The 11,970-nt window shown below is 40.1% G+C and carries 9 protein-coding genes and 1 other annotated feature; of the genes, 2 read left to right on the forward strand and 7 right to left on the reverse strand.

What is annotated here, in order from left to right; all coding sequences use genetic code 11:
- Positions 1 to 31: 31 nt before the first annotated feature.
- Both sleB and BUB71_RS04050 read right to left on the reverse strand, forming a co-directional pair.
- Positions 32 to 763, reverse strand: a complete 732-nt coding sequence (gene sleB, locus BUB71_RS04045) for a spore cortex-lytic enzyme (RefSeq protein ID WP_073152345.1) — start codon at positions 761 to 763, stop codon at positions 32 to 34.
- 80 nt (positions 764 to 843) lie between these two features.
- Positions 844 to 3,267, reverse strand: a complete 2,424-nt coding sequence (locus BUB71_RS04050; protein WP_084731029.1) for a tetratricopeptide repeat protein — start codon at positions 3,265 to 3,267, stop codon at positions 844 to 846.
- Positions 3,268 to 3,511: 244 nt separating this feature from the next.
- Here BUB71_RS04050 and polX point away from each other — a divergent pair, with 244 nt between their 5' ends.
- On the forward strand, positions 3,512 to 5,251 hold the full coding sequence (gene polX / locus BUB71_RS04055) for a DNA polymerase/3'-5' exonuclease PolX (protein WP_073152351.1): 1,740 nt from the start codon (positions 3,512 to 3,514) through the stop codon (positions 5,249 to 5,251).
- 526 nt (positions 5,252 to 5,777) lie between these two features.
- Here the strand turns inward: polX and zapA are convergent.
- The 5 genes from zapA to BUB71_RS04080 form a co-directional block, all read right to left on the reverse strand.
- Positions 5,778 to 6,032, reverse strand: a complete 255-nt coding sequence (gene zapA / locus BUB71_RS04060) for a cell division protein ZapA (protein ID WP_073152354.1) — start codon at positions 6,030 to 6,032, stop codon at positions 5,778 to 5,780.
- Positions 6,033 to 6,060: 28 nt separating this feature from the next.
- Positions 6,061 to 8,487, reverse strand: coding sequence for a phenylalanine--tRNA ligase subunit beta (gene pheT, locus BUB71_RS04065; RefSeq protein WP_073152357.1), 2,427 nt, complete (start codon positions 8,485 to 8,487; stop codon positions 6,061 to 6,063).
- A 21-nt stretch (positions 8,488 to 8,508) separates the two neighbouring features.
- The gene (gene pheS, locus BUB71_RS04070; RefSeq protein ID WP_073152361.1) at positions 8,509 to 9,510 is read right to left on the reverse strand and encodes a phenylalanine--tRNA ligase subunit alpha; all 1,002 of its coding nucleotides are present in this window, start codon (positions 9,508 to 9,510) and stop codon (positions 8,509 to 8,511) included.
- A 41-nt stretch (positions 9,511 to 9,551) separates the two neighbouring features.
- Positions 9,552 to 9,805, reverse strand: a binding site (T-box leader).
- Between the two features lie 78 nt (positions 9,806 to 9,883).
- Positions 9,884 to 10,684, reverse strand: a complete 801-nt coding sequence (locus BUB71_RS04075) for a TrmH family RNA methyltransferase (RefSeq protein WP_073152365.1) — start codon at positions 10,682 to 10,684, stop codon at positions 9,884 to 9,886.
- Positions 10,677 to 11,345 (reverse strand): potassium channel family protein, encoded by a 669-nt coding sequence (locus tag BUB71_RS04080; RefSeq protein WP_073152370.1) that lies wholly within the window; start codon positions 11,343 to 11,345, stop codon positions 10,677 to 10,679. Before BUB71_RS04080 ends, BUB71_RS04075 begins: the two co-directional genes overlap by 8 nt.
- 101 nt (positions 11,346 to 11,446) lie before the next feature.
- On the opposite strand from BUB71_RS04080, the gene sspI reads away from it, so the two are divergent.
- Positions 11,447 to 11,680, forward strand: coding sequence for a small acid-soluble spore protein SspI (gene sspI / locus BUB71_RS04085; protein ID WP_073152374.1), 234 nt, complete (start codon positions 11,447 to 11,449; stop codon positions 11,678 to 11,680).
- Positions 11,681 to 11,970: the final 290 nt, after the last annotated feature.

The following is an 11,970-nucleotide window of genomic DNA, read 5'->3' on the forward strand; positions in this document are numbered from 1 at the left end:
CTCATAAAATCAACCCCTATTATACTGAAATTTAACGACAAAAAATATGTTTTCCGATTTTTTTAATCTGTGGACGTGACCAAATCCACTTCGAGGTCGCTGTAACTGGATTAAAATAATAGAGTGCCCCATCCGAAGGATCCCAACCATTTAAAGCATCTCGAGTTGCTTGATAAGCAGTTTGATTAGGCTGAAGCCAAATTTGACTATCTGATACTGCTGTAAATGCACCAGGTTGAAAAATAACAGCGGAAGGAGTATTGGGGAACTTTTCGCTTCTAACCCGATTCATAATTACCGCAGCTACTGCTACTTGTCCAATATATGGTTCGCCCCGTGCTTCCCCATAAACACAACGAGTAATCATATCGATCTCACGCGCACTTAAACCAGTATTAGAAGTGGGTGTTACATTCCAGTTTCTTGTCGCTTTCCACAGCATATGTTTGGTTTGCGTACCCACGATGCCATCAACAGTAAGACCAAATCGGGATTGAAAGAGACGTACGGACTGAAGTGTTCCATCGCCAAAAACACCATCAATCTTCCCACCATAAAAGCCTAAAAACTGTAAACGATTTTGCATCTCCCACACATAACCTCCTCGTTGCCCATAACGAGTTGATAGTGCAGGGCTCGCCCATGCGATTGTTTGTTTACTTAATGGTTGTAACATATAATGATATTGATATAGGCCCCAAGCTATGCTTAATAAATAGGCAACACAGAAAAAAAGAATGGATACTAGATGCCTTCGTTTCATTTATGATCCAGCCCCTTCGGAAAAAGATAAACTTATTATTCCAGGCTAGATTTTTTTGTATTCGTTACATAAAAATTTCGCTAGGGCATTTGAATTTCTAGATATCGTGCCTTCTTTAACCAACGTTTGCCTTCTAACATATTTGCTGCAATCCCATTTCCGCGCAATAGACGATTGCCTAACTCGATCATACTCTCTACGTGTCCTTTTTCTGCTGCTTTCCTCAACCAGTCTGCTCCCTGTTCTCGTTCAGACAACGATTTTCCTTTTTTCAATAAATGATTTCCCCAAGCAAACATGGCTTTATCATACTCCGCAATTGCTGCTTTTTGTAACCATGCTTCACCTTCTGTCTCATCTTTTTCTAAATTTTCTCCACTGAGCAACTGTCTCCCTAACTCATACATACTTGCTTGATGATGTTGATTAGCGGCCATGCGCAGCCACTCTTCTCCTTCAGCTACATTTTTTTTGATCCAATACCCTTCTAATAAATACCAACCTAACTCATACATACTCCAAGTATGTCCACTTTCGGCAGCCATGCGTAACCACTTTTCTCCTTCTTCTGCATGCTGAGGAACAATAATTCCACAAAGTCTCCTTCTGCCCAGCTCGTACATGCTCCAGTCATGCTTCATTTCAGCAGCTTTACGCAACCAACTCAATCCTTCTTTGATTTTTTGTGGAACACCTTCTCCAATGATTAAACGCCGCCCTAGTTCATACATACTCCATCGATCTCCTACCTCAGCAGAACGATGCAACGATTGAAATGCTGTTTGACTTGCTTTCTTTAGCCAAACATCACCTTCAACCACCATATCTACTTTTCTATTTTCTTCGCTTCTCTTCAAATATTTACCAACAGAGCTCATTGCTTCATAATTTCCTTTTTCTGCTGCTTTTTTAAGCCATACCATTGCTTCTTTTTCATTTTTGGATACCCCTTTTCCTTTTAACAGACGAATACCCAATTCATACATAGCTTCATGATTATTTCGTGCGGCAGCTCGGCGAATCAATTGCTCTCCTTCTTCTTTCCTTGGTGACAACTTTTTCCCATCGAGTAATTGTTTGCCCAGTTCATTCATCGAATAATCATGTGATGCCGCAATACCTGCACGTAACCATTTTTCTGCTTCTTGAGGTTGATGTTCAAGCGCAGTTCCATTTAATAAATGCCAAGCAAGCTCATACATAGACCAGACATCACCACGCTCGGCAGCCATTTGGAGCCATTTTCTTCCCTCTTCACCATTTTGATATTCACCAGTACTGCGCAGGAACCATCTACCTAACTCATACATTGACCATATGTGGCCCTTCTCACATGCTTTCCTGAGCCACTTTTCTCCTTCCCGAACGTCACGATCGCTTCCCTCTGCAAAGAGCAGATGCTTACCCCATTCATACATACTTTGAATATGTCCTTCTTTGGCTTCTTTGTGAATCCGTTGCCAGCGAGTCTCTTCTTCTTTTTTTAACCAACGCTTACCTTCAATCATATTTAGCGATAAACGCTTACCAGATAAGAACTGATCGCCTAATTCCTTCATCGCTTTTTCATTTTCTCGTTCTGCTGCCTTGCGTAACCAAGTTTCCCCTTCTTTTACATCTCGCTTTAAATGATCATTTACAATTTGCCAACCGAGTTCATACATAGCAGAGGCATTTCCGCTCTCTGCGCTCTGACGAAGTAATAACTCCCCTTCATGAAGGTTTTGTCCCAAATTTCTACCATTCACAAGATGCCAACCAAGCTCATACTTACTCCAAGCATCGTTTCGCTTTATCGCTTCTCTTAAAACTCGTTCGCCCATAACGGGATCTTGTGTTACATCAAAGCCATTAATCAGCTCCCGACCAGTATAATAAAGCTCCCAATCTGTGCATTCTGACATTTTTTCCGCAAACCATTCTTCTTTTTGTTCGTTATAAAATATAAATGAGGTCAAACCATTTAACGCGCTTAAACGCATTGGCTTTCCAGCCTCTTTTGCTCGCTGATAACAAGTTTCTAATAACCTTGCCAAGAGCTCACCTGTTCGATCTGACGAATCAAATTCAATCCGTGTAAATCGTTTCACAATATCATATAGAAATTGTGTAGACATCCATTGTTTTATTTGTTCAATAAAATGAAGATCGTATAATATATTACGCACTTCTGTGGAAAAACCCTGACAGTATTGAATCAAATGTTTCATTAAATCTTTCTTGTGGGAACGTAACTGGACAAAAGAATCAGGAAATGTATTATAGAAAGAGTAGTTGGAAATTTTTCTCAAGTATGAAGCCAATTCTTCCTCCTCTACACCCTCTTCCACAAAACGTTGATATGTGTGAATTACGGCACTTTTTGTAGGCATAAGTAACATATCGATTTGACGCATTAATGCAAAGGAAAGGGTCATATGTCCAGCCATTGGCATACCCAACTCTTTAACCAGTTTATCCATGATCTTATAAATAGATTTCAGTCTTTTTTCAATCGACATCATGATCGATCCCCTTCTTCTACAACATTCAATCTGATCAGAATGAATGATAAACTCATGAACTCAACTAACTTATTCATATTTTACCCCATTCAATGTTTCATTCACCATTGGCTTTCCACTCATTTCAACATTGCAAACCACAAACAGTTGTTGGAAAATGAAAGTAACGAAAAAGATGAACATGATCTGTTTTATCATGTTACATTGAAATTAATCAACCGAAATTATGAAATGAGTGGAGAGTGTGAATAACAAAGAAATTGCTGCATTTCTAGGCCAACTAGCAGATTATCTTGAACTATCAGGAGCCAATGCATTTAGAGTAAATGCTTATCGCCGTTCAGCAAGAGCCATTGAAAATCAAAGAATTAATCTTGCTGAAAAAATCGATGACTTAGAATCAATTCCTGGCATCGGAAAAGGGATTGCTGCTATGATCCGTGAAAGAGTTACCACTGGTCAGTCGAGCACCTTAGAAGAATGCAAAAGTAAGTTACCCCCGGAACTTCCTTTACTTCTTAAAATTCCTGGTCTAGGTCCAAAATCGATCGCACAGCTCTATCAAAAATTAGGAATTACCAATATAGCTGAGCTCAAACAGGCCGCATTAGAGCATCGAATACGACCGCTGAGCGGTTTTGGACCTAAAAAAGAAGAAAAGATACTGGCAGGAATTGAAACATTATCAACTCGGCGAAATCGTTATTTACTTTCTGAGGCACTTCAGGTTGCAATACATGTTAAAAAAGAATTATCAACACATCCATTAATCAAGCAAATTGAATACGCTGGGAGCGTACGTAGGCAAAAAGAGATAATCAAAGACTTAGATTTTGTGATTGCTACCCATCATCCTGCAGAGGTTCAAAAAGCAATTATCACCCTACCAGAAGTCATTGATATCATCAACCAAGGCGAAACAAAAGTTACCGTTCGTCTGTCGATGAATGATTTAGAAATAGATGCTGATTTTCGAATTGTGATTCCAGATTCATATGCAAGTGCATTACATCACTTCACTGGTTCCAGCGAACATAATATTCAAATCCGTAGACAAGCTAAACAACTTGGCTATAAAGTAAATGAATATGGAATTACTGACGATCAGACTGGTGAATTATTAACTTTCTCTGATGAAACCACCTTTTTTCATCATTTGCAACTTCCTTATATCATTCCTGAGCTGCGGGAGGATCGCGGTGAAATCGCAGCTGCACTTACAAATACTTTACCAAAAACGATGGAACAAGCAGATTACCTAGGTGATCTACACACCCATACACTTTATAGCGATGGTGCTCATTCCATCTTACAGATGGTAGAAGCGGCAAAAGCAAAAGGCTATCATTTTCTAGCAATTACCGACCATTCCCGTTCCTTAAAAGTAGCAAGTGGATTATCGATTGATGATCTATACGAACAATGGGAAGAGATTGACCGGTTGAATGAAGCACTGGATGATTTTACAATTTTAAAGGGATCCGAAGTTGATATCTTATCTGATGGTACTCTTGATTATCCAGACGATATCCTTGCACAACTAGATATCGTGATCGCTTCTGTCCATACATCAATGAATCAAGATGAAAAAACCATGACCGAGCGAATGATTCGAGCCATGCAAAATCCATATGTTCACATCATTGGTCATCCAACCGGTCGCGTTTTATTGCGTCGCGACCCCTATGCTGTAAACATTGATCAGCTTTTCCAAGCTGCCAAAGAGACAGGAACGATACTGGAACTTAATGCAAATCCTCTACGTCTAGACTTAAATGATCAACACTTAAAAAAAGCAAAGGATGAATATCAGCTTCGCTTCACAATTAATACAGACGCACATGCGATTCCACAATTTGACCTTATCGAATATGGTATTCGTACCGCACGTCGGGGTTGGCTAGAAAAAGAAGACATCTTAAACTTTCACCCCTGGTCAGAGGCAAAACAGTGGTTAAAAACTTCTACTGTATCAAGTAAATAACCCCCTCTAAAAGGAGGTTTTAGACTGAGGAAAAACCTATGTGAAAAATCAAATGAAAATAAAGCATATTTAAAGGAGGAAATGGTTTGCAATGTAGTCGACTTTCAGACGCTACTAAGCCACGACTGTGTAGCGAAGAATAGGCGATAGAACTGTCTGCACACGCCGTGCACAAGTTTCGCTAAGCAGCTAACACTGCATGTCTCACTATGACGCGATAGCCGAGTTGATACCGCCCTGAGCGAGCAGTCGCGGGGCCTTGAAGACTTCTTCGTAGCATGAACTGGAGACATCCATCCTTTTCAATAACACGGAGTCTATAAACCTTGATCCAAGAAATGAAAGCGACTTTTAACTTTGTCTACAAGCCGTAACCACCTCTAAAAAGGGGTTTTCGTGATGAGTAGGAGTTTATTTAGAAATCCTGATCACATTCAGCACGCGAATTTTTTCCTCATACATGAAAGCACTTCTGAAATCGCTTCAGAAGTGCTTTTTCTTCAATCTTCCCCAAATAGGGGGTTTACTATGGTTGTTCGTCTTCAATCAAATGTAAGATTTCATCATATTCCTGCTTTAGCTTTAAAAAATCATTTGCGATATTGACAGCAGATAAGACTGCTAGGCGTGTAGTATCTAAACGTGGATTTCCATTAGCCACTTGACGCATCATTTCATCTACATGGCTTGCTACCTCGCGCATATAACCAAGACTTTCCTTACCTACAATATGATATTGTTGACCATAAATCTCAACACTGAGTCGATTTCGATTGTTCATACGTTCCCCTCCTTCACACGGTGAAGGTCTATGTTCTCAGTTTTACATCCATTGTACTTTCTAAAAACTGAATCACTTTGGTATGAACCGCCTGCACCTCTTCATCTGTCAACGTCCGATCAAGTGCTTGATAGACGAGTGAATAAGCTACATTTTTCTTATTCGGTCCGATCTGTTCACCTATAAATACATCAAACAGGGTGACTGATCTAAGTAGTTCTCCAGCAACCTGACGAATCCCTGCTTCGATCTCCCCTACTCGGATATCTTCATCAACAATCATCGCTAAATCTCGTGTTACTGCCGGATAACGGGATAATCTTTGATAGCTGATCTTATCATCGCTTTTCGCAAATAGTTGCTGCAAATCTATTTGAAATAAAATGACTTCATGTAAATCATACTGTTTTTCTAATTTTGGGTGAAGCTGCCCAAGAATTCCGATCCGTTTTTCATCAAATAGTATTTCGGCTGTTCTTCCTGGGTGGAAGCCTGCCAACACCGCTTCATGGTACTCTACTTCCTTATGACTAATGCCGAGGCGTTTCCACAATGCATCTAGTACCCCTTTTGTGTCAAAGAACAGGGGATGTTCCTTTCCTTTTCTCCAGAAGTTTCGCTCTAGTTGACCACTCATTAACCCACCTAATTCCCAGCTTTCTTGCGGTAACCGAGTTAACCGGCGTTCCTCTGAAGTATAGACACTACTTAACTCAAAAATAGATACAAAATCGATTCCATGTTTATGGTTATGCACTGCTGTCTGTAACAAGGATGGTAAAAGGCTGGTTCGTAAAACAGCATGCTCGTTACTCATCGGCATCGCAATCTGGATTGGTTTGGTCTCAGCCTGTAAACTAACTAGCTCTTTGTCCATTTTATTTGTAATTAAGCTATAGCTAATTACTTCGTTCATACCCAATCCTCTCAAAGTTTCGCGAATGGTTCGACGGAACCCCTGTTCTTTGGTCAATCCGCCGGGTAACTGCTGCCCCCAAGGTAGGGTGGTTGGAATCCGATCATAACCATAAATTCTAGCTACTTCTTCAATAAGATCAACCTCAATCGTTATGTCAGGTCGACGTGAAGGAACTTGCACATGGTAAACATCATCTTCGTATTGAGTTGGGAATTTTAAGCGTTCAAAAATCTTGAGAACTTCACTCGGTTCAATTTGAATACCAAGTAATCCTGTCAATCGGTCATGACGAAGATCAACAACGATCTCTTCAACATCTCCGATCTCTTCAATGTAAAGATCTGAAGCTACTTGCCCTTGTGCAATCTCTTCCAATAATTGTACAGAACGGCTGAGTGCAGGAATAATCCGTTCAGGATCAACACCTTTTTCAAAACGATTACTTGCTTCAGATCGTAGACCAAGTTTACGAGAACTACGACGGATACTAATAGGATTAAAGTAGGCTGATTCGATAAGCACCCGATTGGTTGATGGTCCAACTTCTGATGATTGGCCACCCATGATGCCAGCAATTCCTAATACTTGTTTTCGATCTGAGATCAAAAGGGTTTCATCATCACAAGCACGGGTTACCCCATCCAGTGTAACTACTGATTCACCTGGATGAGCGAGCCGAACAATAATTTCCCCATCCTGAATTTGATCATAATCGAATGCGTGTAGAGGTTGCCCTGTTTCAATCATGACATAATTAGTCACATCTACAATATTGTTGATCGGTCGAACTCCTGCTGAGATCAGGCGATTTTGAATCCATTGCGGTGAGGGTCCGATGGTAAGGTTCTCAACTACCTGCGCCACATAAAAAGGACATTCTTCTTCAACTTCTAATTGAATATCAACATGATGACCATGGGTAACTGATTCGCGAATTTCAACTTCTGGCAATGTAAGTGGACGTTCAAAAATTGCGGCAATCTCATAAGCAACCCCAATCATACTTAAACAATCAGCACGATTCGGTGTAAGTTCCAATTCAATCACTTGATCGGTCATACCAAGATATAACCGAATATCCTCACCAATTGGTGCATCCTCACCTAAAACGAGGATACCTTCTGTCTGCTCTTTCATCAACACCTTATCTGGTAATCCAAGCTCTTTTGCAGAGCAGATCATGCCCATCGATTCTATGCCGCGCAATTGTGTTGCTTGAATACGTAAGTCACCAGGAAGAGTTGCTCCAACTGTCGCTACCGGTACGCGTTGTCCCACTGCCACGTTAGGTGCGCCACAAACGATTTGTAGAGGTTGTGGTTGACCAACATGAACAGAACAAACACGCAACCGATCTGCTTGTGGATGTGGAGAAACAGATAATACTTGACCAATGACAACTCCATTTAATCCATTATCCCTTGTGTAGATGACCTCGACTTCAATGCCTGTTCGATTTAATTCATCTGCTATATCTTCAGGGGAGATACCATCTAAATCCACATATTCAGATAACCAATCATATGAGACCAACATTATTCTTCACTCCATTCAGGCTCAAACAGACTGAAACTGTTTGAGAAAGCGTAGATCATTAAGGTAAAGTTGACGAATATCATCGATGTTATATTTCAACATGGTAATTCTTTCAACACCCATACCAAAGGCAAAACCCGTATAACGTTCTGGGTCATAGCCAGCTTTTTCTAAAACACGCGGATGAACCATACCTGCACCTAATATTTCTAACCATCCACGTTCTGGATCATAAATATCTACTTCTACACTAGGCTCAGTAAAGGGAAAATAACTTGGACGCAAACGCATCTCTGTTCCCTCACCAAACATTTTTTCAATGAAAGAGAGCAGCGTTCCGTTTAACTCTCCCATAGAAACTCCCCGATCAACCACAAGACCTTCAATCTGCATAAATTGATGAGAATGTGTGGAATCATCATCATCCCGACGATATACTTTTCCTGGACAGATGATTCGCACTGGTACTTTTCCTTCTTTTGCTTGCAATGTTCGTACTTGTACTGGTGATGTATGAGTGCGTAATAAAATCTCAGAAGTAATATAAAAAGAGTCATGCATATCACGAGCTGGATGCTCTTTTGTTAGATTCAACAATTCAAAATTATAAAGATCAAGCTCAACCTCTGGACCTTCAGCAATTTCAAATCCCATTCCAATAAAAATATCTTCAATTTGCTGTGTTACAGCAATCATCGGATGGGTTGCACCGACCATTGGTTCAACACTGGGGAGAGTTACATCAATCTTTTCTGATTGCAATCGCTTTTCTAATTGTTGCTCCTCTAATTCCTCTCCCTTTGTTGCAATCACATTTTCTAAATAGGATCGAATTTCATTTGCCAAGCTACCAATAATAGGTCTTTCTTCTTTAGATAGCTTCCCCATTCCTCGAAGAATCGTTGTCAATTCTCCTTTTTTTCCAAGGTACTTTACTTTCATGCCTTGTAAAGCGGTTAAATCTTCTACTACGCCAATCTCAGCAACGGCTTCTTCACGCAATCTCAATAGTTGCTCACGCAAGACCCTAACACTCCTTTCTAACAATAAAAAAACCTCTCTTCCCAAGGGACGAGAGATTTCGCGGTACCACCCTTATTAAAAAGCATTTGCTTTTTCACTCTAAAACTGATATCGGTCGCGTATAACCGGTCCCTCCTACTAAGAACGTGGTAACCATTCTGTTCAAAGAGACAGCTCCAGAGTGAACATAAGTAGTCAATCACTTAAAAACACTTCCAGTCTTGGATCATAATCGATCCAAGGTGTTTTCTCCCTGTAAGGTTGATCTACATACTATCTCTATCATCGCACTCAATATAAAATTGACTTCATTATACTCGATTCCACAAATGTGTTTCAATAGGCAAAATCAAGGTTTATCCCGTTTAAAAGCTCAATTGATAAAGCTCCTACGTCGTTCATATAAAAGCAGACCTGCTGTCATCGAAACATTTAATGACTCTGCTTCGCCCGACATAGTAATGGATACCTGACGCAAATTTCGCTTTACAAATTCATTAGCTACCCCTTCGCTCTCATTTCCCAGTAGAAAACCTACTCTGGAAGGCAACTGTATACTTTCTACACGCTCTGCAGCATATGGCGAAGTTAAATAAATCGTTACCCCTTGTTGTTCTAGGTATGAGATACAATCAGTCATCTCAACATGTGCATAAGGTACTCGAAATAAAGAGCCCATGGCACTACGGACTACTTTTGGATTTAACGGATCAACACAGCCTTCACTAAGCCAAATGTAGTCACCACCTAACGCTTCAACCGTGCGAAAAATCGCACCTAAATTTCCAGGGTCTTGTATTCGATCCAATAGAATATGCGTCTCCTGTTGTCTAGGTATTCTCTGAGATATTGAAGTTTCCACAGGAAGGTCAACCTCAGCAGCCATCCCTTGAGGATGTTCAGTCTCTACAATTGTACGAAATAAAGGAGACTCTAACAAATAGATAGAAAGCTCATCTGAAAACAAATGTTTATTTTGTTCTAGCCATGATGATTGATCAGTTGAGAGTATTAAAGATCGAAAGTTCATATTGCTTCGCACTGCCTCCAATACGAGCTTCTCACCCTCTATGATAAAGCTTCCAAACTGCTGGCGACCTTTTCGAGTGCGCAATTTACGCCAATTCTTTATTCGCTCATTTTGTTTCGAGGAAATATAATTTGGGTTATTCATCTTCAGGATATGCCTGCTCCTGTAATTTTTTTAAATCTTTATTATTTCCAATTACAAACAAAAGATCTCCTTCACGAATTTCATATGTAGCTGGTGGAGCGATAATTAATTCCCCTTGATTTTTGATAGCCATTACACTACAACCAAAGCGAACACGGAAATCTAAATCAAGCAAGGTATGATTGGCAAAGAACCGATTTGCAGTAATCTCAATGATACTATGATCTTTGGACAGCTCTACATATTCCAAAATGTTCGGTGAGATTAAACTATGTACCAGTCTTGTCCCCATATCCCGTTCTGGATAGACAACTTTATCTGCACCAATCTTTTCCAGCACTTTACCATGAAGGTTATTTTGCGCTTTCACGACAACTTTTGCAACGCCAAGTTCCTTTAACAGTAATGTAGTCATAATACTTGCTTGGATATCTTCTCCAATTGCAACGACTACAACATCAAAATTGCGAATACCAATCTCTTGCAAGGCGTTTTCATCAGTCGAATCAGCTTCGATCACATGTGTTACAAAACGGGCTATATCTTGTACATGGTTAGGGTTTTTATCAATTGCTAAGACTTCATACCCTTTTGCATGAAGTGTTTCAGCAACACTCCCTCCAAAACGCCCCAACCCTATGATAGCAAATTGCTTTTTCAATTCATGAACCCCCCATAGAAAGTGAATATTCTAGGATATAGTGCAAAAACTAGTCTTTGTTAAGATTGATTAACCCATTCAAGAGCAAAGGAGAAATTCTTATGAACTTTAATATACGTGGAGCGGTTCTCCATAATGTAAAAGAGATGGAAGAAACTGAGATCGTTAGCATGATTCAAGAATCGATTCAAAACGGCGAAGAAAAGTTTTTGCCTGGACTTGGTGTATTATTTGAAGTGATCTGGAATCATAGTGATCAGCATGCTCGGGATACGATGATCCATACATTACATGATCAATTAGAACAGAGCAACCCTTCTCCTTTTATAGGGTAGAAAGTTCTAGACAAGGAAATGGTTCCGTCAATATTTCACTCTTTGTCTCCATTTTAAGCTGCACAGAAGCATGGATGGCACCGCGTCTGCTCACTCAGGGTGGTATCAACTCGACTATGTGCGTCATAGCGAAACTTGCAGCACTACTGCTAAGCAAAATTTGTGCATGGAGTGTGCAATATCATACCACCCGTTTTTTACTACACAGACACGGCTTATAGCGTCTAGAAAACTGTGGGTTAAGGAGTATTTTTCCACCTGTTGTGAAATATTGACTCCACGATTTCTTC

Source organism: Seinonella peptonophila (assembly GCF_900129355.1).
Classification (GTDB): Bacteria; Bacillota; Bacilli; order Thermoactinomycetales; family Thermoactinomycetaceae; genus Seinonella; species Seinonella peptonophila.